The organism is Peptoniphilus rhinitidis 1-13 (genome assembly GCF_000246925.1).
Lineage (GTDB): Bacteria > Bacillota > Clostridia > Tissierellales > Peptoniphilaceae > Peptoniphilus_A > Peptoniphilus_A lacydonensis.
The window spans coordinates 22,840-43,280 of sequence record NZ_BAEW01000012.1 but is presented as its reverse complement, the minus strand read 5'-3'; the positions used below and the strand labels follow the sequence as shown (position 1 = coordinate 43,280).

The window sequence follows — 20,441 nt, the reverse complement described above, 5'->3', positions numbered from 1 at the left end:
ACGTACTGTGTATAAGAAAATCAATAGTATTGAAAATGTTTCAATTAGTGAGTACCTACTATTATCAATTATATCAATGGAGTCGGTATTACTATATAAAATTATGATAACGGATGTAAGAAAAGGATTAGCATTATTTATCAAAGCCATGAGGAACCTATTTTTAGGTTATATTGTGTTATTTGTAATGCTATATTTAGTGGGTATTTCTGTAGTAGATATTACTTTATTATCTTTTTACTTTTTTATATATTTAGCAGAATTTAGAAGTTATAAGGAGTATAAGAAACATCAAAGTGTTACTTTTGATGAATTACTAGATAGTTATTATGTTGAAATATATAGAAACAGAGAAATTGAAAGACTTAATACTTTAAAAATTCAGACATTCTTACATGATGATATACTTCAAATTATAATAGCTATACGTAGATGGATTGAAGATAATTTGTCAGGTTCAGACAAAAATTATATATTACAGAATTTAGATAAATTGAATGATTTAATTCGACATGAAATTGATTCATTTAATCCTAAGATTAAAGAGTACAGTTCTTTGTACGATGCATATAATAAACTTATATCAGATCTAGAAGATATGTATTTAAGTAAACAGATGCTTATTGAATTTGAATGTAAAAAAGATATTGAACTTTCATCACCTTATGATGAGCTAGTATATAAGTGTATTAATGAGTTATTAATAAATGCGTTTAAGCATTCTAAAGGTTACAACACTAATATTAATCTGAAAGTAGAAAAAAATATAATTTACTTAACAGTTACAAACGTTGGAGATTATATAAAAGATAAAAATAAAATTAAAGAAGGCAATATAGGATTAAATATCCTAAAGCTGAATTTAAAACAATACAGAGGGGTATTTGAATATGAAATATTTAAAAATAATGAAGAATTAGAAGAATCGTACCTGCAATTTAAAATAAAAATTCCATTAGATAGGAGAGTTGTGAATGAAAATTTTGTTAATAGAAGATCATAAAATGGTAGCTACTTCTTTAAAAATGAGTTTAGAAACAGAACAATCTATTTCTGTAGATATAATAGACCGTATTGAAAAACTTAATACAGATAAATCAATTCTTAGTTATGACTTATTACTTATAGATATTAACTTAACGGGTATTGAAGGAACAGTAAATGGCTTAGATCTAGCCGAAAAATTAATAGAAAAGTATAAGGAAATTAAAATTGTTATCTTAACTGCATATAAATTAGAATTTTATATAAAACGAGCTAAAGAAATAGGATGTAGAGGATTTATTTCTAAAGAAGAGGATACTAAAAAGTTAATACAATATATTAAAAGTATTGTAGAAGAAGATAAAATAATATTTCCTGAAGAAAATTATATGTTAGAATCGTTGACAAAATATGAATTAAGAATAGTGAGATTGTATTCAAATGGTATGTCTAGGAAAGAACTAGCTAAAGAACTTAATACAAATGTTAGAAGTTTAGCGGTATCTTTATCTAGAATATATCAAAAATTAAATGTTAGAAATTATCAAGAAATGATAGACAAGGTAAGAGAACTAGGTTATGTAGATTCATTTTGATAGATGAGCATTAGGATTTAAAAATTCTAATGCTTTTTTTATTCACAAAAGTTAGCTGAAACGGAAGTTAAAAAAATATAAAATTAAAGATAAAGTATAGAATTAATAATATTTAGAGGTGATAAAGTGATGAATTATTCAAGTAAACTAAAAGACAATATGATAGGAAGAGAAATTACTCCTTTTAATGTGTGTAAATTATCGTGTACTAATACTTGTAGGTATAGTTGTACAGCAAAGAATGCTGCTAAACACCCAAAATATTCACATAGCACATTTAATAATAATTTAAATAAAGATGATAAAAAATAATACAAATTACAAACTTGGAAAAGAATTTGATATTTGGAAAGAAGGTACTGCTCAAACATTAACGTTTATTGTAACTGAGGATTGTAATTTAAGATGCAATTATTGTTATATTACACACAAATCTTCAAATAAAAAAATGTCATTTGATGTAGCTAAGAAATTTATTGATTATGTACTTTCAGAAAAAATAGTTAGACCAAATGGAGTTATATTAGATTTTATAGGTGGAGAGCCACTACTTGAAATTAAACTAATTGATCAAATATGCGACTATTTCAAATTAAAAACATATCTACTAAATGATGAATGGTTTTGGGATTATAGGATTAATATAACGACAAATGGGATTAATTATGCTAGTAAAGAGGTACAAGATTTTATAAAGAAAAATCAAGGAAAACTTGAAATTGCAATTACGTTAGATGGTACTAAAGAAAAACATGATATGCATAGAATTTTCCTCAATGGTAAAGGTTCTTATGATGAAATAATAAAAAACATAGAATTGTACAAAAATCAATTTCAAGCTTCGACTAAAGTAACATTTGCAAGTAAAGATTTGAAATATTTAAAAGATAGCATTATTCATTTATGGGAATTAGGAATATCTGATGTAGCAGCAAATGTGGTTTTTGAAGATGTTTGGCAAGATGGAGATGAAAAAATTTTTGAAGAACAGTTAATTGAATTGGCAGACTATATCCTGGAAAATAGACTATTTGATAAATATTCTTGTACTTTATTTGATGAATCTATAGGTTTTCCGAATAGTAGAGAAATATTAGAAACAGCTTCTTGTGGTGCTGGAAAGATGATAGCAGTAGGACCTGATGGATCATTGTATCCATGTATGAGATATAAAGATTATTCACTTAGCAATAAAAAGGAAATTACAATCGGTGATGTAGAAAATGGTATAGATTTTGATAAAATAAGACCTTATTATCTGATAAATACGCAACTTCAATCTGATGAGGAGTGTCTTAACTGCAGGATTGCAAGCGGATGCACTTCATGTTTTGGTCATAATTATGATTCTGCAGATAGTAACACAAATTTTCAAAAGGCAAAGTATATTTGTAAAATGCATAAAGCAAGAGTAAGAGCAAATAACTACTACTTTGCAGAACTACATAATAGGTATGGAATTGAAAGAGAGATTAATATCGAAGAAAGAGATAAACTTTATTTTTTATTGTCTAATTCGACTGTAAAAACTTGTGCTAGTAGTGAAAATAGAAGTGATTCTTCTATTATGTCTAATGAAACTATAAAACAAGGGTTAGAATATGCTAAAAATAATTTTCTAAGACCAGTATTCATACATAGCAATTATGGTATAAATTTAAATTTCAAAGAGATAGACTTAAAAGGACATAATATTTTTCACTATTGCTCGGTAAGAGATCAAGATAGTATAAGAAAAATAACTAATAACTATATTCTTACAATTGAATATCCTAATGACGAAGGGTTTGTAAGAAATATGAAGCTAGAAGAAAATATAATACTAAATATATCATCTAAATTTTTAAGTGATATGAAGACTTCAATAATAAAATTATTCAATAAGACTAACAGGATTAATCTAAATATATTAGATTTCGATAAACAATTTGATTTTATCCTATATGAAAAACAACTAAAGAATATTTCTGATTATATTTATTACGAATATGTAAATAAAGGAATAATTAAAGAACTAAATGTAATAACTGATGAATTGTTTATGGAGGAAAAAGAATTATGTGATAGTGGATTAAATTCTTATACCCTTGCTAGCAACGGAAAGTTTTATGTTTGTCCAGAATTTTACTTTAATTTTCCTTTGGATTATATCGGAAGCTTAAAAGATGGAATAAAAAAGAAATACAATAGATATTTATACTCAGAAAAATATTCTCCACTTTGCAATAAATGCAGTATTTGTCATTGTAATTCTTGTAGTTTCGAAAATTATATAAATACAAATGAAGTTAATATACCGTCTAAGAATTCATGTGTAAAATCTAGTATTGAATATAGAGTATCTTATGAATTACAGAAAAAACTGGCGAAATTAATGGAGTTTGATAGACATATAAAACCATTAAATTATTTAGATCCATTTATTGATGTTTTAGAAAAAAATCCTGTAAATGGAATTTTAAACAAAAAATACTTGGAGGATAGCTAAGTTGAAAGAAGTTGGAACATTAACACAGGAAGAATGTAGTAATATAGAAGAGTTTCTTGAAAAGAAAATAGCATTAGAAAACTTATTGAAAATTTTATCTGAAAGTCAAGAAATTTATAAAAAAGTAGATAGAGATTATAAAAACATAGTAGAAGAATATGAAAAATGGTGGAGAGATACATCCGATAAATATATTTGGGAAAGCACTGACAATTCTTTTTGGTCAATTGACTTTAAATCTAGGAAAGTATATTTAGTAGATGAATAATATGTATGATTGGCGTGAACATAAAAAAATAATTGATAAATTTATATTACCACAGAAAAAGAAGATTATATATTTAATAATAATCATATTATTAGGAATAATTGCAAGTATGGCGATTCCTTATATATTTGGGAAAATTATTGATTTAATAGTAATAAAAGATTTGCAATTAGTTTCAAAGTTTATTCTTATAAGTCTATTTTTAAATATATTTCAAAGTTTAAGCAGTATTTTAGAGGAATGGCTTGGCAATATATTATCAGTGGATTGTTCAAACAGTATAAAAGAAGCGATGTTTTCTAAAATATTAGATACAAGATATGAATTTTTAAATTCGTATGGAGAAGGAGAACTTGTAAGTAGAATAGAAAATACAGGTGATAAAATAGTCAGTTTCTATATAGATTTTTTTTCAAGCATTATAATGATTTTGTTTAGCATCATTATATCTGCCTATATTATGATTAGGATATCATTAAAATTATTTGTAATTGCGATTATATTACTTCCATTGACTTACGGAATTAACTATATATTCAAAAGTACTATTATTAGTAAACAAAGAGACTATATTGCAAATTTAGATGCATATTCAGATTATCTAGTAGATACGATTTCGAATTTAACTGGAATAAAACTAAATAATTTACAAAAAACATTTAAAGGAAATTATGGGAAGAAGCTTCAGGATTTAAAAAATGTATCTATGTCTAATTTGAAGATAAAGATGACTGTAACGAGTTTACAAGATTTGATAACCATTATTTTAAGTTCTCTAATATTATTCATTTCAGCAAAATTAATAATATTAGGAAATTTGACATTGGGAAATATAGTTGCTTTTAGTAGTTATATGGAAAAGTTACATTCGTCAATTAAAAATATTGGTGATTTAAACTTATCTTTTAATGAAGTTATTGTTGATTTAGAGAGATATAAGAAAATTATGGATTATGACAGTGAAAAGAAAATTGATGGAAAGAAATTGTCAAAAGTAACTAGCCTTAAATTTAAAAATGTTTCGTTCAAATATAATGACGAATACATATTGAAAGATTTTTCATTTGAAATATCGAAACCTGGTTTATATGCGATAGTTGGAGAAAATGGTTCTGGTAAAACAACAATTTTTAATTTAATTAGTAAACTTTATACTGATTACGAAGGAGAAATTTTAATAAATGGTAAGGAGATAAGAAACTATAAAGATGAAGATTTAAGAAATGAAGTCTTATTTATAGAAAGCAAACCATTTATATTACGTGAAAATCTGAATCCCAATATCACATTATTTGGGAAAAATGAAATCGATGAATTATTTTTAGATAAAATAATTAGATTTCTAGAATTAGAGAAAATAAAAACGCATAAGACTAAAAACTTAGAAGACACTTTATCAAAAGGAGAACAACAAAAAATACAGTTAGCGAGGCTGTTGATTAGTAAGCAACCTTTGATTTTATTAGATGAAGCTTTATCTGGTTTAGATAAAGAAATGAAGAAAAAAGTAATTTCTATAATAAAAGAAAGAAGTAAAGATAAAATTATAGTAATAATTTCTCATGACCATGAAATACAAAAAGTATGTAATGAAATAATTTTAATGCCTGATAAAAATTCTTTAATAAAAAACAAAAACATTCACAAAAGTTAGCTGAAATAAATTTCTAACTACTATAAAATTAAATTAGAAATAAGGCAGTAAAAGCGTTAGTAGCGTAAAGGAGATATGTAATGAAAGAAAAATTAAAAAAAATATTTTTTGGGTTAATTTTTGTATTGGCTATTTGTGTACTTATCTTACCAAATAATAATGTATCTGCATCACATGGAGAAAGTCTAAGCTATAGTGATATTGAAAAAATAGGAGATGAAGTTAAGAAATATATCATTGTAGATAATGATAGACTATATTTTGACTATCAAAATGCACAAAATAATAACGAAAGTTCAGAAGTTATAGAACAAGGCTTATTGTTAGAATCAGTTAGTTCAAATTATGCAGAATTTAATACAGAAGTTTACAGAACTCGCTCAATAGGTTTACCAATATGGGGGAACTATTGTGGACCGGGTTATGGAGGGAAAGATTCCAATAAACCAGCTACTGATATACTAGATGAAGGATGTAAAAGACATGATCAATGCTACAAATGGTCATTAACATTAAGAAAAAATTGTAAGTGTAATAAAGACTTGGTAGATTATATCGATGAACATAAAAGTGAAATGTCAGGATCAATGGCTAAAGTAGCATGGGCAATCAGAACGTATTTTAATACTGTAGGTCAAGTAGGATGCTAAAAAATATAGAAAAATACACATTTGTACTCGGCATAATAATATTTGTTATTTCATATATTCTTCCTGTAGATTTATTAAATAAAATTACAGAATTGAAACCTTTAGGAATAAGTACGATTTTTATATGTCCTATACTTGGAATAATTGGTTTGATATCATCCATAAAAAGAAAATCTATAATTTTTGTTTTTTTGAACTTGTTATTGGTATTATCTTTTCCAATTATTATGTTCATTGGAAATTTACTTTTCAAATAGCTGGTATAAAAAGTGAAGAACAGAAAAGTAATTAAAAGCATATATGTAGTAGTTATTGTTTTGGCAATATTTAAACTTTTCAAATTTAATATTAGTAACTATGAGCACTTTTATCAATTATCTAATTATGAAATAAAGAAAAGGCAGCTGAATCAAATAGAATGGGAAGATATAGGTAAAAAAGATGGTATATATCTATTAACATCAAAAGATTGTCCTTATTGTTTACATTATATAAGCAATGGAATAGAGCTAGTAAAAAAAGAAAGTGAGGAACATGATTTATCTAAGAATGTCGTAGATTTAGACATAGGTGAATATTTTAACAATACTGAGCTTAATAGGATCTTAGATTACTATGGTATCAATAGCATACCATGTATATTGGAGATTAAAGAGAATAAAATAAGACTTATAGAATTTGAGGACATTCAAAAATTTTAATTAAAGGCATATATAATTAGGAACGATTAACAAATATTTATATAGCTTGGCACATCTACATAATTTAAAAAACAGAAGAAAATTTTATTAAAAGTAAAATTGATAGGTTAAAACGGAAAGTATTCACAAAAGTTAGCTGATTTTATTGGTGAAATTATATAAAATTAAATCACAGAAGTAATGAACAAGTAATTCAATAATAAGTTTAATAGTTTTTTATATTAGAATACTATTACAGTTTTAAATACTGTTTTATAGTATATAAATAGTTTAAAATGGGAGGGGATTTCATTATGTGATATAGAGCAATTATATTAAATATACTTAGATTGAATTGTAACTAAAAAAGAGAAATAATTTAAATTTTATAAGGAGACATTATATGAAAGATTTTAAGATTGAAGAAATTGACTTTAATGAACAAATTGAAGAAAAACTCAATAGTGAAAAAATTGATTTAGATGATTGTGAAGTATTAGAAGAAGCTACAACTCCTAGTTTTGGATTCTCATGTCCACATGGATGGTTTGGCGCTTATTGTCATTAATAATTGAATCAAAATTTCCCCTTTTCTGATGCTAGAAAAGGGGAAATTTTGATTAGTGATTGTAGGATTATAAAATGAAAACACACATAATACAAAATAAAAATGGAGAATTTATATTATTTTTGCCAAATACATGTAGATTTTTTAAAATTAGTAAATCTGTAAAAAATATAGTTTTAGATATTGAAAAAGGGATTGATAAAAAGATAATTGTCGATAAATATAATATTGATTTTGAAAAATACGAGAAAATTCTTGAGCTTATAAATCAAGAAATTATCGAAGTACCAAAAAATATAGACAAAGTTAAGAAAATATCAAAATTAGCGTTACATATAGTAAATGGATGTAATCTTAATTGTATATATTGTTATGCCAATGGAGGAACTTACAATTCTACCAGTAGTGTTATTTCTAATAAAACGCTCAAGCAAACAATTGATACATTTTATAATAGATTTGATTGTATTGAGTGTATTCAATTTTTTGGAGGAGAACCCACATTAAATTTAGGCGCTATTGAGTTTGTATGTGAATATGTTAAACGTTTATACGAATCAAATAGAATAAGTAAAATTCCGAACTATACGATTACCACTAATGGAACATGCGCAACAGATTATTTTATTGATTTGATTAATAAATATAATATTGATGTAACAGTTAGTTTAGATGGCAATAAGGATATAACTAACGAAACAAGACTAAATAGACAGGGATATAAGACGGCAGATGTTATAGAAAATAATATAGTAAAGTTGAGAAATAAGACAAATCAACCGATCGCAGCAGAAGTAACTTTTACACAATGGCACATAAATAAAGGTATCAGTGTTCAGGATACTGTTGATTATTTGTATGATAAATTTAAATTTAAGGCGATTCATGTAGTCCCTGTTAGTGCAAAAGAACATGCATCTTATAGGTTAAAAAACAGAGAAACTTTTCTTGATGCGGTATCATCTTCTTTTAAAAATAAAAAAGTAAAATATATGCTTGTAAATCAAATATTAGATAGTTTATTTAACAAAAAAATTTCAAATAAAATATGTGGTGCAGGCGCGACCGTATTTTCAGTTTCAGCTAAAGGAGATATTTATCCATGTTTTATGTTAAATGATTGTGAAGAATATAAATTGGGAAATGTATATTCATTAACTGATGAATTTTGGGATATACAAGAAGGACCAATGAGTAAATATTATAAGTATGATAGGTTTAAATATGATAAGTGTAATGAATGTTTTAACCGTACAATATGTCATGGATGTATGGGAATAAACCAGTATACAACTGGAAATATATTTGAATCGGCAGAAGAAGAATGTGAATTTATGAGAAAATTGACAGAAGAGGTTATTATCTCTGTTTTGGAAAGTTAATATATGAAGAACAATAGACCTAAAGCAGTAAATGATATTAATGAATATATTTTATTTGAGAACAAAAATAAAGAAGATATATATTGTATAGGTAGTATTGAGAAAGACAGATATATAGAAGTTAAAGAAGAACAAAAGAATGCTATAATGAAATCTATTAAGTATTTTGATGGGACTAACGATATAGGGGAAATTAATGAAAAGCTTAAGAAAATAGAAAATATAGATTTAAATATTAATAAGTTGTATAACTTATTATTGGAAGCAGGATTACTTGAAAATGAACAAGTTGATTTAAATAAAAATGAATTTGAAAGATATGGTCTTAAGATAGCATCTATACCATTAGATAAGCTATCAAATTTATTTTATTTTTTTTCAAAGTATTCTAGATTATATTTAATAGTATTGATATTTGCTGCTTTTTTTTCATTCCCCTTGATACCAAAAATGTTATCAAGATTGTTGTATTTTAACATTTATAAAACATTAGACTCTTCAGTTTTGAGCTTGATTTTATCTTTGTTTTTAACAACAGCAAGTGTACTTGTACATGAATTTTCACATGCTATTTTTTCTAAAAAATATGGATTAAATCCAAATAAAATGGAAATAGTATTATACTTATATTTAAATCCAATTGCATATATAAAAACTAATGGGATTTATACGCTTTCTAAGCGAAAAAGAATAATTGTCTGGAGTGTTGGAATATTATCAAATTTAATTATATTTTTTATTTCAGTAATCATCCAAAATTATACTACAGGCACAGTTAGTAAAGTTTTTTTATTGTTAGCATACACTAATTTAGGATTAGTAGTAACAAATTTTATACCATTTTTGCCACTAGACGGATATTATATACTAACCACTTTGTTTCAATTAACAAATTTAAGAAAAAAATCATTTGGGGGACTAAAAAAAATATTTAAGGAAGAAACTTTTAAAAAGAGGGTCATTTATATAGTATACAACTTTATTTCGATAGTTATATTATGTTATATTATCGTAGTACCAATAGTTCAAGTTATATATAATTTTTATTTAGCTTATTTAAGAAATAATAATATATTTGAAGGCTTGAATGAAATTTGGATGTATCTTATATTGGCAGTTTTAATGGTTTTTTCACGAATTATTGATAGAAAACAAAAATAATGCTGGAGGTTAATATGAAAGATGAAATTCTTCTAGAAATAAAAAACTTAACAAAAAAATATAAAAATAATACTGCATTAGATAATGTTGATTTAAGAATATTAAAAGGAAAAGTATATGGATTTATTGGAAAAAATGGAGCAGGAAAAACTACATTAATTAGAATGATTACTGGTTTAGCTTTTCCAACTAGTGGAGAGATATCTATATTTGGAAACAAAGGAGAGAAAAATTTACAAAATTCAAGAAAGAAGATTGGAGCTTTAGTGGAAGGACCAACGCTTTATCCATTTATGACTGCAAAAGAAAATTTGAGGAGTCAGCAAATTCAAAAAGGTATAAATGATGAAAATGAAATTGAAGAGATTTTAAAACTTGTAAATCTTGAAAATACTGGTAAGAAAAAGACTCGTAATTTTTCTTTGGGTATGAAACAAAGATTAGGAATAGGGCTTTCTTTAGTTGGAAATCCAGATCTTTTAATTTGGGATGAGCCTATAAATGGACTTGATCCAGAGGGAATTAAGCAAATTAGAGAATTGATTAATCATCTTAATAAAGATCTAAATAAAACAATTTTAATTTCAAGTCATATATTAGAAGAACTTGAAAATACAGTTACCGATTTTATCTTAATAGACAATGGGAAAATAATTGAAACTATTACAAAAAAAGAATTATCAAAGCATAAAACAGAATATATTTATATTAAAACAAGCGATAATGAAAAAACTATAAATATATTTAAGAGAAAATTTCCTAATATAGAGATTAATAAAGAAAATGAATTTGTATGTATAAGAAATTTTAATGATAATATAGATTTATTGTCTTCCTTATTGGCAGACAACAAAATTCAAATTAGAGAAATGAAGAAAGAAAGAGAATCTTTAGAAGATTATGTATTTGAAAAAATAGGAAGAATGTAATATGAAGAATATACTAAAGTCCGAATTATATGAATTTATACGAGATAAAAAATATCTGATTCTACTTATTATATCAATTATATTACAATCTGTTTTATTGCTTGACAAGAATATAAAAAACACATCAGAAATGATATACCATAGTTTCTATAATATGCCATTGTTATTTATTGTTGTTAATGTTTTTATATCTCTTTACATAGGGGGTAATTTTTTAGATAGAAGAATTAATAGATACATTGTAAGTGGACATAATAGAACTAATATTGTTATAGTCAAGACATTTGTTGTGATTGTATTTTCTAATTTAATTTTGATGTTACAACCAACAATAGTCACCATAATTAGTATGATAAAAAATGGTAATGGAGCAGATAATATAAACGTTTTAGAAATATTTCTGGTTACATTATTATTAAATACATCTTTTTTAGTCATCACTGTATTTTTAGCCTTTTTGTTTAAAGATATAGGGAAGACCTTAGCTTCATCTGTTGGGATTTATTTCATTGTGATTTTTTTATTGAATTCTAATAACGCAGTTCAATTGGCTCATTTTATTCCAATGGGACAAGGTAGATTGCTGATAGAAAACAGTATTAATTTGATGGAAGCAATAGTTTTAGCTAACGTATATTTTTTTGTTTTTTTAATAGGAACAATAAAGTATTTTAAAAAATGTGATTTAAAATGATAATGGAGGTAAATATGAAAAATATTATGAAAAAAGATTTTTATCAGATAAAACATAATAGATTCTTACTAATATCTTTCGTGGCTATTTTATTGCTAGGTATTTTTGGCTCTTCTGGGTATTTAGTGGATTTAAATTCAAGAAAAGATGCTATAGGAATTTTTGATGCAATGGTTTATGATTCAACTGTAATTGTAATTTTAGTTACAATAATTATTACATCAATTATGGGAGCAGAATTTAAAAATAGAACGGTTAATAATGATGTTTATATAGGAAACTCCAGAAGTAGTATTTTCTGGAGCAAAATAATTGTTTATATGTTTGCTTATAACCTAATGATATTGATATATCCTATAGCTGGATGTATTAGAATGGGGTTAAGTCTTGGATATGATTTAAATTTATACTTGAATATTGAACATATTGTTAAAATAGCATTCTTTTCAATAATATTAAATAGTGCAATGTATTCAGTTTGCGTATTCTTTATATTTGTTTTTAAAGATATCGCAAGATCATTATCATTATCTATAGTATATATTTTTTCATTTGCATTATTAATAGCATATGGAAAGCCTATGGGATTATTTGATAAGATTTTTATATTAAACTATATTCCAATTCAACAAATAAGGGATATTCTATATGCTGATATGAATGGATTTAATGAAATTATATCTTTTGTGAGTGGTATAATGCTATTATTTTTTTTCTTATTATTATCAAAAATCATATTTAGAAGACAGGACTTGAAGTAAAAGGTGTTGTTGCAAAATGATGAAAATTCTTTATGGACGCAGATAGAAAACTTTACCCCTAATAATTCAATTCATTATCAATATATTTATCAGTATTTTCCCTTAATTGGGCCAAGTTATATATCAAGTTGTTCTTGTTGAAATATTCTACCATAAGGACATCTTTTTTACTTTTATATTCATCGTAAATATTTGATAATTCTTGTATGTTTAAATTTTTATACTTGTTTTTGTCTAAAGTAGTTATTGACTTTTCGTAAGTGATAATTTGAGTTTTATATTCTGTATAAAATTCTTTATCTTTAGAGTTTGATTTATAGACTTCATAAATAGATTTATTTATTTTTAAAGTGTTTAAAGCCTCAATTGCAGTATAGATTTCGTTCAAATCTTTTTCTATATCCTTAATTTTATCTAAAGTTTTTTGTCTGCTAATGGCTTCTTTTTGAATTTTATTTTCTAGATCTATATTAGATGTCAGCCCATACTTTCTGAGTTGATTTAAAGTGTCAGCCATAGTATTCATATTGTGCTTCTTTGCCCATATTTCATAAGCTTTAGAAGATTGTATCTTTTTATTATTTTTTAAGTCTATTAGATTGTCAACTTTTTTGTATGCTTTCGTAGAAGAATCAAAATCAATTTTTACGAACTTTTTATTCATATTATTCTCGATTCTTTCCTTGATCTTTTCATTGGTATAATCTTTTCCAAGAGTAGTTTCTTTAGCACGAATAAATCGTCCTTTTTCTCCTTGCTCTTTATGACGAAAAGATAGGTACTTGCCTAATTTGATTTCGTATCCATATTCTTCCATAGTTTTTAAAAAATTATCATAGCTATTAGACTTTTGAATAGCATGATCAATAGATATTTGAAGTCTATATTTCCAAGATGTCCCTTTTTTAAATTCCATATATTCTTTATATGATTTTCCATTAGTTTTATATTTATTTTTAAACTTCATATAGTCTTCATCTATAACAGACAACTTATATTTTCTACACAAGTCATCACTATAATTTCTAATTTGATGGTAAGATTTTTTATTGCTTTGATAGGCTTTACCTGTATCAAAAGAAACATTATTAAATAGAATATGGTTATGAATATGCTCCTTATCAACATGGGTTGTTATTACGTATTCATATTTTCCTTGCAGTACCTTCTCACATAATTCAATTCCAATTTTGTGAGCCTCTTCAGGTGTAGTTTCTCCAGGTGCGAAAGCTTGAATTAAATGCCTAGCTAAAACTTTAGCTTTAGAATTACATTCTATTTTTGTTTGTTCAAACTCTAAATGAGCAGTTGTAGGGTTACAATTTAGAGATGAAATTAGAATTTTTTCATCTGTTTTATTGCTATCCATAATATAATCAAGGGCAGCTTTTAAGGTAGATTTAATAGGATGAATTTTAGTAACAGCCATTATTTTTTCTCCGTATTAAAACTATTGGAATAGGTAAGAGAGTATATTTTTTTACGCATGGATAAAATATCTTTTGCTTGTTTTTCTAATGATTTTTTCAAATCATCTACATCATTTTTATATATAAGGGATGTTGAGTTTACTCTTTTTGCAATTTGATTTATACTACTTGAAGTACGACTTATATTTGTTGACATTTCACGAAAAACATCCATATCTAGAATAAAAATATCTTTTTCTAAAACACATTTTATAATAAATTGTCTAAGAGATTTGCATTTAGATGCTTTATATTTTTTGTTCAATAATTCTAATTCTTCATCAGATAGCATTAGATATATCCCGTTATTTCTAGTTCTATTTGCCATAGGTTACCTCCTTTATATAGTTAAGTAAAAAAAGAAAAACCTGTAAAAGCAAGTATAGCAACTTGTTTTACAGGTTTAATTTATTATATATTTTTTAAGAAAACTCCTGAGTTTTGCTTCTAATTATCTTATATTTTATCACCTTTAAAAAGAATAATCAAATTTCGTATATGAGAGAATGTAAATATTTTTTATAAGGATAGCTAATGCAAGTTAAAAAAAATTAGGGGTTTGGGGATATTCCCCAACAAGCAAAATAGATTAAAACAAACAGTAGCTATATAGTTGATTTAATCTATTTTTTCGTAAGTGCATATGCACTTACTGTGCTTGCTACATAAGCTACATAAGCCATTTAAGCTCAAAACTAAATATAATTAAGAAATTTTGCTTGATTTAGTAATAGATTCTATCCTTACTTAAAACTCGAATTTTGATGGACTAACCCCAAACTTTCTTTTAAAAATTCTACTAAAATAATTTGCATCATTAAAACCACATTTTATGGCAATTTCTGTTATATTTAATGTATTAGTCCTTAATAATTCTATAGATTTTTTTAGTCTTATATCATTTATGTATTTTGTTACTGTTTTACCAGTCATATCTTTAAAAAGTCTGCAAAAATGGAATTTACTAACATAAGCGATGTTGGCAAGATCTATAAGTGAAATTTTAGAATCGTAATTTTTGTCTATAAATTCAAAGACATCATAAAATCTTTTCGTATTATTTAATCTCATATCCAGTTGAGTGTTAGTTAGAAATTTAACCATATAATTTCGTAATAATAATACGAATAATTCGTAAAATTGAGATTTTATAGCAAGTTCATAACCAATATCTTTTTTGAAATATTCTTCAATGATTAAATCAATACATTTTTTTACGATAGGATCATTACGTATTAAGTTCTTAAAAAGAATTGAATTTTCTGAAAGTGGGGATAGATATTTAGTTTGGCACAAATCTATTTGATTACTAAATAAAAATGGCATATCTATACGAATTAAGAAAAAAGTAAATTTATCATTTAAACTTTCTAGATAATGCATTTCCTTAACATTAACTATTATTATATCTTTCTTTGTCACATTATATAATTTGGTATTGCATCTTATAAAACCTTCTCCAGCAGTAACATAAAAAATTTGTAGATGTTCATGCCAGTGTTCTTTAAAATTTTTACCTTTTTCCCAGGGGTCTGATAATCCAATATCAACACAAAAACTTTTATTAGGCATTTCTTTACAATAGTAGCTATCATTTTTTTCCATGAAATCCTCCTATACAAAATTTTTTGAATTTTTAATTGTCTTAAGTATATCATGAATAGCAAAGAAATACTATAAATGGAAGAGACAAGTCTCTATATAAAGTAATTATGAGTTGGGTTAATTTCTACCTATAAATTCATATAATAGCAAAAAAATACTAATATAAAGCAAACAAATTCTTGGATGAATAGTATTACTTTTATAAAATAATTATAAAAAGGAGGTTGCATATGGATAGTATTATTAGTAATTATGTTGGAACTATGAGTAAGTATCAAAACTTTTTAGATAAGCATACATATGAAAAAGATACTAAAATTACTGGTTATTGCCCTGTTATCGATACTACTGTAGCCATGTTTCTGAAAGTTCTTATTGATATAAAAAAACCTAAAAGAGTATTAGAATTAGGGACTAGTATAGGGTATTCTACAACAGTGATGGCTCAAAGTCTTAGTAAATATGGAGGGAAAATAACAACAATTGAATTTGATAAGGATATTGCTGTAGAAGCAAAATTAAATTTTGAGAAATATAGAGTTTCACACATAATAAATGTTATTAATGCGGATGCAACAAAAATATTGCCAAGTTTAACCGAAAAGTTTGATATGATTTTTTTGGATTTATATAATGAAGTATATTTGAGTGTTTTAGATTATTGTGTTGATTTATTAGATGATAATGGACTATTAATAGCAGATGATACGCTTTTTCCTGTTGCTAAAAATAGAAGTATTTTCAAAATGAGTAATAAGTATTTACATAAATTTAATGTGGAGATTAGCAAAAGGGAAGATCTTAATAGTGTATTAATTCCTTTAGACGATGGAATAACTCTTATAGTTAAAAATAATGATATTTAAAAAGTAGAGGATATAAAATGAAAGATAAAACCAATATAAAACTTTTATTATTACCTTACGCAGGTGGTTCGGCATTATTTTATACTCATTGGAAAAAGTATTTGAAAGAAAATGTTGAAATTATACCAATTGAGTTTCCAGGTAGGGGTTTAAGATTTAAAGAAAAACCATGTGATAAAGTATCAGATCTTATTGATTCTATATGGGATACGGTAGAAAGAGAAATAAAAAATCAACGATATGTTATTTTTGCTTATTGTGTAGGAACTATTGTATTATATGAGTTATTTAAACTTATTAGAAAAAATAAATTAACTGAACCAGAACATTGTTTTATATGTGCATATTCTCCTCCAAATTTAATTAAAAAAGACACTGACGAAAGAAACATTAGTGAGGATGAATTAATACTTGAATGGTGCATGAAAAGTCGAATTAGTAAAGAGCTATTGGAAGAAAAACCGTATTTAAAAACTTTTTATGATGTATGGAAATTAGATCGAGAAATGGTGGACAATTATATTTTTAAAGGGGATATAGAATTATTAAATTGTAATATTACGTTAATTAGAGGGGATAAAGATTTTGCTTTATGTCAAAGAGATATTGAGTCTTGGAAAGATTTTACTATAGGGAATGTTGAGAATGTTGTGGTTGAAGGAAGTCACGATTTTTTAAAAACTAATGAAAAGTCGGTAATCAGAATAATTAATGCAACACTAGAAAAATTTTAAAATATGGAGGTAAATAATAAATGAAGGGTTTAAAAGAAAAGTTAGAGAATATAATTATTAGCTTGATGACTTCACATGATGATACTGAAGATAATGATTTTTGTTTATGTAAAAATGTAGAAGAATATTTGTGTTATATTGATTCAATAAGATTTATTGAACTAATTACAACTGTTGAAAGTGAATTTGATATAGAAATCAACAATGAAGATTTAGTTGAAGAAAATGTAAAAAGCTTTGATAAATTTATGCAACTTATAAGCAAATATGTAAAATGAAAGGAATTATTGGTATGTTTAATAAAAAAATTTTGTTGCCACATCAATACTATTATCCGCATATGGACCTTGTAGAAGATAAAAGTACTATTAGAAAAGAAGAAGAATTTTTTAAAAGTTTGGAGATTGCAAAGAAAAAGAAAAGGGCTTCTGTATATATACATATTCCGTTTTGTGATTCTAGATGTGAGTTTTGTGGATTTGATAAAGTTAAAAATACGTCTGAAATGGAAAAATATAAAGATATTGCTATAGAAGAAATCAAATATTATGCAAATAAAAATTATATACAAAATTTAGAAATAGATGTTATCCATATAGGTGGAGGGACCCCAACTATATTACCACCTAAAATTTTTAACGAAATCCTGGGCGCAGCAAAAAAGTATTTTAATACTACAGATAATTTAGTTATTAATATAGAAGGATCTGCAACAACAATTTATAAAGATGAAGTTATTGAATATATAAAGGAAAATAATATTTCAAAAGTTAGCGTTGGTGTTCAAACATTTAATTCAAAATTAAGAGAAAAATATAAATCTAAGGCGACTTTAGATGAAGTTTATCTAACATTAAATAAACTTAAAGATAATAAAATAAAAACTGGAATTGATATTATGTATGGCTTTCCAGATTTTCGAATAGGGAATATAGCTGAAATTACATTTAACGATATTAATGAGGCCATAAAGTTAGATATAGATGCAATTGATTTTGGACAATTATATCCTTATTGCAATAATTTGGAAAAAAGAATTAAGAATGAAAGACTGAAATTACCTAATAAACACCAGATAATTAATGTTATAAAAACTGTAAATAATATTATGAAAAAAAACGGATATGAGCAAAAAGCATCATATGGATATACCAAAAAAAATTCAGATATTATGGTTATGGAGTCCTCTTATTACGGTGGAATTAAGGATGTACCTGATTGTATAGCAATTGGGTCTGGAGCTTTTGGTTTTATAAATGGATATAAATACAGAAATAATTCATATAATGCATATCTTATAAATAAGAAAATGAAATTTTCACAATTAAAAAAGTTGAATGATATACAATTACAGAATTTAAATGTAGTAGGATTTCCTAAAGTTTTATATCTATCAAAAAAACAATTAACTATGAACGGTGCAGAAAGATATGATTATAAAATAAAAAAATTATTGGAAAATGGAATGCTAGAGGAGTCGTTGGATGGATTTAGTATAACTGAAGAGGGAAAATGCTTTATTGATAATATATACTATTATCTTTTGGAAGATGAGGAGAAAGAAAGAGTTACTAGGCAAACGAAAATATTATATATTTAATAAGTGAGATTTAGTACTGAGAAAGCAAAGGTATAAATATGGAACAAAATTTATATTATAAATGCGGATTATTAAACAAAACTTTTATAGAAAATAAAATATTGTATACATGTAGTTTATTAATTAAAAAAGGCATTAGAGATAATGAGATAGTTATTTGTAAGTCGGATTCTCAGTTAGGAGTGTATATACAGTGGGAAGTATGTCTCAGAATGGGTTTAGTACCATTATTTATATATAAAGAAACTGCAGAAAATGATATTCTAAGATTTAGAAAGATAATTAATATTAGAGCAATTGTTGAATATAAAAATAATGAAATTTATTTATTTCTGTTTAATGAGGATATTTGTGAGACAAGTATATCAGAGGATTTAAATGCTGGATCGGTTATTCATGTAACATCTGGTTCGACTGGTTATCCAAAGTTAGTTTTGAGGACAAAACTTCAAATGGAAGAAGAATTGAATAGATATGCGGGGGTTTTAAAAATAACTAAAAAAGATGTGATTTTTCCGCTTGTTCCGTTTAATCATTCATTTGGATTTGTATCAGGCATGTTATTAAGTAAAAACTTTGGATTAAATTTAATATTATATGATAATCTAATTCCAAGAAATATACTTAATATTAGTAATAAAAATAAAGCTTCGATTATGTTAGGATTACCATATTTTTATAAAAAAATGCTCGAATTACCAAAAAAGTATAAATTCAATTCTGAATTAAGGTATATTATATCCTCAGGAGGTCCAATAGAAAATGGAATTCAAAAACAATTTTTTGATAGATTTGATAAAAAAATATATCAACAATATGGATCAACTGAAACAGGGAGTTTGAGCATAGGATATTCAGAAACAAATGCTAGATATGTTGGAAAGCCTTTTAATGGAGTAAAAGTTAATGTTAATAATGGAATAAAAGGATATTTATATATTAATACTCCAGCAACAATAGGGGCATATCTTACAAAAGATGGAATACAAAGATTGGATGAAAGCGTGTATAAAATGGGTGATATAGGCAGAGTGATTGATTCTGGAGGTATAGAAGTGTTAGGAAGAGGTGATGACATAATTATAATTAATGGAAATAAAATAGATAAGGAATCAGTTAAAAAGTGTATTAAAAAAATTAATCATATAAAAGAAGTCAATATTTTTTCGGAAAATTTCCACAATATAGATGAGCTCGTGTGTGAATATACAAGCGACATTGAATTAGACAAAAATGATATTATTTGCTTTTTATCCAGACATTTATCAAGTTATGAAATACCTAAAAATTTTAAGAGAGTAAAAGAACTGTCTAGTACGGAAAATATAACTTGGAAGTAATGAATTTAAATG

General features: G+C 25.4%; 23 protein-coding genes. 20 read left to right on the top strand and 3 right to left on the bottom strand.

Translation table 11 applies throughout. The features are described from left to right. The first annotated feature begins 148 nt into the window (after positions 1-148). The 15 genes from RH95_RS07190 (at position 149) to RH95_RS07125 (ending at position 12,815) form a co-directional block, all read left to right on the top strand. A complete protein-coding gene (locus RH95_RS07190) occupies positions 149-1,003 on the top strand; it encodes a sensor histidine kinase (RefSeq protein ID WP_235777720.1) in 855 nt (284 codons plus the stop codon). Next, positions 975-1,580: a response regulator transcription factor gene (locus RH95_RS07185; RefSeq protein WP_010247267.1), complete on the top strand. Its 606-nt coding sequence runs from the start codon at positions 975-977 to the stop codon at positions 1,578-1,580. Before RH95_RS07190 ends, RH95_RS07185 begins: the two co-directional genes overlap by 29 nt. A gap of 129 nt (positions 1,581-1,709) precedes the next feature. Next, the gene (locus RH95_RS07180; RefSeq protein WP_010247265.1) at positions 1,710-1,892 is read left to right on the top strand and encodes a hypothetical protein; all 183 of its coding nucleotides are present in this window, start codon (positions 1,710-1,712) and stop codon (positions 1,890-1,892) included. After that, the gene (locus RH95_RS07175; protein WP_010247263.1) at positions 1,879-4,068 is read left to right on the top strand and encodes a radical SAM peptide maturase, CXXX-repeat target family; all 2,190 of its coding nucleotides are present in this window, start codon (positions 1,879-1,881) and stop codon (positions 4,066-4,068) included. Before RH95_RS07180 ends, RH95_RS07175 begins: the two co-directional genes overlap by 14 nt. Position 4,069: 1 nt before the next feature. Next, complete coding sequence (locus RH95_RS07170; RefSeq protein ID WP_010247260.1) at positions 4,070-4,336, top strand: CXXX repeat peptide modification system protein; 267 nt, start codon at positions 4,070-4,072, stop codon at positions 4,334-4,336. Continuing rightward, positions 4,329-5,990 carry an ABC transporter transmembrane domain-containing protein gene (locus RH95_RS07165; protein ID WP_010247257.1) on the top strand — a complete coding sequence of 554 codons (1,662 nt, stop codon included), beginning with the start codon at positions 4,329-4,331 and terminating at the stop codon, positions 5,988-5,990. The genes RH95_RS07170 and RH95_RS07165 overlap by 8 nt, the downstream gene beginning before the upstream one ends. An 80-nt stretch (positions 5,991-6,070) precedes the next feature. After that, the gene (locus tag RH95_RS07160; RefSeq protein WP_010247256.1) at positions 6,071-6,640 is read left to right on the top strand and encodes a phospholipase A2 family protein; all 570 of its coding nucleotides are present in this window, start codon (positions 6,071-6,073) and stop codon (positions 6,638-6,640) included. Then, positions 6,634-6,897 (top strand): hypothetical protein, encoded by a 264-nt coding sequence (locus tag RH95_RS09825; RefSeq protein WP_010247253.1) that lies wholly within the window; start codon positions 6,634-6,636, stop codon positions 6,895-6,897. Before RH95_RS07160 ends, RH95_RS09825 begins: the two co-directional genes overlap by 7 nt. A gap of 12 nt (positions 6,898-6,909) precedes the next feature. Then, on the top strand, positions 6,910-7,341 hold the full coding sequence (locus RH95_RS07150; RefSeq protein ID WP_010247250.1) for a hypothetical protein: 432 nt from the start codon (positions 6,910-6,912) through the stop codon (positions 7,339-7,341). 382 nt (positions 7,342-7,723) lie between these two features. Further along, on the top strand, positions 7,724-7,888 hold the full coding sequence (locus RH95_RS09570) for a hypothetical protein (protein WP_153604660.1): 165 nt from the start codon (positions 7,724-7,726) through the stop codon (positions 7,886-7,888). Positions 7,889-7,962: 74 nt separating this feature from the next. After that, a complete protein-coding gene (locus tag RH95_RS07145) occupies positions 7,963-9,270 on the top strand; it encodes a radical SAM/SPASM domain-containing protein (protein WP_010247247.1) in 1,308 nt (435 codons plus the stop codon). Between the two features lie 3 nt (positions 9,271-9,273). Beyond that, positions 9,274-10,431 carry a metalloprotease gene (locus RH95_RS07140; RefSeq protein ID WP_010247244.1) on the top strand — a complete coding sequence of 386 codons (1,158 nt, stop codon included), beginning with the start codon at positions 9,274-9,276 and terminating at the stop codon, positions 10,429-10,431. A 14-nt stretch (positions 10,432-10,445) separates the two neighbouring features. Further along, positions 10,446-11,360 (top strand): ABC transporter ATP-binding protein, encoded by a 915-nt coding sequence (locus tag RH95_RS07135; RefSeq protein ID WP_010247241.1) that lies wholly within the window; start codon positions 10,446-10,448, stop codon positions 11,358-11,360. 1 nt (position 11,361) lies between these two features. Continuing rightward, positions 11,362-12,054, top strand: coding sequence for an ABC transporter permease (locus RH95_RS07130; protein ID WP_010247238.1), 693 nt, complete (start codon positions 11,362-11,364; stop codon positions 12,052-12,054). 14 nt (positions 12,055-12,068) lie between these two features. Then, a complete protein-coding gene (locus RH95_RS07125) occupies positions 12,069-12,815 on the top strand; it encodes an ABC transporter permease (RefSeq protein WP_010247237.1) in 747 nt (248 codons plus the stop codon). Between the two features lie 58 nt (positions 12,816-12,873). Here RH95_RS07125 and RH95_RS07120 read toward each other — a convergent pair whose 3' ends face one another. The 3 genes from RH95_RS07120 to RH95_RS07110 all read right to left on the bottom strand — a co-directional run bounded on the left by RH95_RS07120 (position 12,874) and on the right by RH95_RS07110 (position 15,889). Continuing rightward, complete coding sequence (locus RH95_RS07120; protein WP_010247234.1) at positions 12,874-14,244, bottom strand: relaxase/mobilization nuclease domain-containing protein; 1,371 nt, start codon at positions 14,242-14,244, stop codon at positions 12,874-12,876. Then, positions 14,244-14,612, bottom strand: a complete 369-nt coding sequence (locus tag RH95_RS07115; RefSeq protein WP_010247231.1) for a hypothetical protein — start codon at positions 14,610-14,612, stop codon at positions 14,244-14,246. The genes RH95_RS07120 and RH95_RS07115 overlap by 1 nt, the downstream gene beginning before the upstream one ends. Before the next feature lie 419 nt (positions 14,613-15,031). After that, on the bottom strand, positions 15,032-15,889 hold the full coding sequence (locus RH95_RS07110) for an AraC family transcriptional regulator (RefSeq protein ID WP_010247228.1): 858 nt from the start codon (positions 15,887-15,889) through the stop codon (positions 15,032-15,034). Between the two features lie 230 nt (positions 15,890-16,119). On the opposite strand from RH95_RS07110, the gene RH95_RS07105 reads away from it, so the two are divergent. Genes RH95_RS07105 through RH95_RS07085 form a run of 5 tightly spaced genes read left to right on the top strand, consistent with a single transcriptional unit; the run spans position 16,120 to position 20,429 of the window. Further along, positions 16,120-16,755: an O-methyltransferase gene (locus RH95_RS07105; RefSeq protein ID WP_010247225.1), complete on the top strand. Its 636-nt coding sequence runs from the start codon at positions 16,120-16,122 to the stop codon at positions 16,753-16,755. A gap of 17 nt (positions 16,756-16,772) precedes the next feature. Beyond that, complete coding sequence (locus tag RH95_RS07100; RefSeq protein ID WP_010247224.1) at positions 16,773-17,489, top strand: thioesterase II family protein; 717 nt, start codon at positions 16,773-16,775, stop codon at positions 17,487-17,489. A 20-nt stretch (positions 17,490-17,509) separates the two neighbouring features. Next, positions 17,510-17,767 (top strand): phosphopantetheine-binding protein, encoded by a 258-nt coding sequence (locus RH95_RS07095; protein WP_010247222.1) that lies wholly within the window; start codon positions 17,510-17,512, stop codon positions 17,765-17,767. Further along, positions 17,764-19,089, top strand: a complete 1,326-nt coding sequence (locus RH95_RS07090) for a radical SAM protein (protein ID WP_010247220.1) — start codon at positions 17,764-17,766, stop codon at positions 19,087-19,089. The genes RH95_RS07095 and RH95_RS07090 overlap by 4 nt, the downstream gene beginning before the upstream one ends. Positions 19,090-19,127: 38 nt before the next feature. Beyond that, a complete protein-coding gene (locus tag RH95_RS07085) occupies positions 19,128-20,429 on the top strand; it encodes an AMP-binding protein (protein ID WP_081498006.1) in 1,302 nt (433 codons plus the stop codon). The last annotated feature ends 12 nt before the right edge of the window (positions 20,430-20,441 follow it).

Bases quoted from the DNA above. Each gene is read 5' to 3' on its own strand.
- RH95_RS07190 (WP_235777720.1), top strand. From the start codon at position 149: ATGAGGAACCTATTTTTAGGTTATATTGTGTTATTTGTAATGCTATAT.
- RH95_RS07185 (WP_010247267.1), top strand. From the start codon at position 975: ATGAAAATTTTGTTAATAGAAGATCATAAAATGGTAGCTACTTCTTTA.
- RH95_RS07180 (WP_010247265.1), top strand. From the start codon at position 1,710: ATGAATTATTCAAGTAAACTAAAAGACAATATGATAGGAAGAGAAATT.
- RH95_RS07175 (WP_010247263.1), top strand. From the start codon at position 1,879: ATGATAAAAAATAATACAAATTACAAACTTGGAAAAGAATTTGATATT.
- RH95_RS07165 (WP_010247257.1), top strand. From the start codon at position 4,329: ATGAATAATATGTATGATTGGCGTGAACATAAAAAAATAATTGATAAA.
- RH95_RS07160 (WP_010247256.1), top strand. From the start codon at position 6,071: ATGAAAGAAAAATTAAAAAAAATATTTTTTGGGTTAATTTTTGTATTG.
- RH95_RS09825 (WP_010247253.1), top strand. From the start codon at position 6,634: ATGCTAAAAAATATAGAAAAATACACATTTGTACTCGGCATAATAATA.
- RH95_RS09570 (WP_153604660.1), top strand. From the start codon at position 7,724: ATGAAAGATTTTAAGATTGAAGAAATTGACTTTAATGAACAAATTGAA.
- RH95_RS07145 (WP_010247247.1), top strand. From the start codon at position 7,963: ATGAAAACACACATAATACAAAATAAAAATGGAGAATTTATATTATTT.
- RH95_RS07140 (WP_010247244.1), top strand. From the start codon at position 9,274: ATGAAGAACAATAGACCTAAAGCAGTAAATGATATTAATGAATATATT.
- RH95_RS07135 (WP_010247241.1), top strand. From the start codon at position 10,446: ATGAAAGATGAAATTCTTCTAGAAATAAAAAACTTAACAAAAAAATAT.
- RH95_RS07130 (WP_010247238.1), top strand. From the start codon at position 11,362: ATGAAGAATATACTAAAGTCCGAATTATATGAATTTATACGAGATAAA.
- RH95_RS07125 (WP_010247237.1), top strand. From the start codon at position 12,069: ATGAAAAATATTATGAAAAAAGATTTTTATCAGATAAAACATAATAGA.
- RH95_RS07120 (WP_010247234.1), bottom strand. From the start codon at position 14,244: ATGGCTGTTACTAAAATTCATCCTATTAAATCTACCTTAAAAGCTGCC.
- RH95_RS07115 (WP_010247231.1), bottom strand. From the start codon at position 14,612: ATGGCAAATAGAACTAGAAATAACGGGATATATCTAATGCTATCTGAT.
- RH95_RS07110 (WP_010247228.1), bottom strand. From the start codon at position 15,889: ATGGAAAAAAATGATAGCTACTATTGTAAAGAAATGCCTAATAAAAGT.
- RH95_RS07105 (WP_010247225.1), top strand. From the start codon at position 16,120: ATGGATAGTATTATTAGTAATTATGTTGGAACTATGAGTAAGTATCAA.
- RH95_RS07100 (WP_010247224.1), top strand. From the start codon at position 16,773: ATGAAAGATAAAACCAATATAAAACTTTTATTATTACCTTACGCAGGT.
- RH95_RS07095 (WP_010247222.1), top strand. From the start codon at position 17,510: ATGAAGGGTTTAAAAGAAAAGTTAGAGAATATAATTATTAGCTTGATG.
- RH95_RS07090 (WP_010247220.1), top strand. From the start codon at position 17,764: ATGAAAGGAATTATTGGTATGTTTAATAAAAAAATTTTGTTGCCACAT.
- RH95_RS07085 (WP_081498006.1), top strand. From the start codon at position 19,128: ATGGAACAAAATTTATATTATAAATGCGGATTATTAAACAAAACTTTT.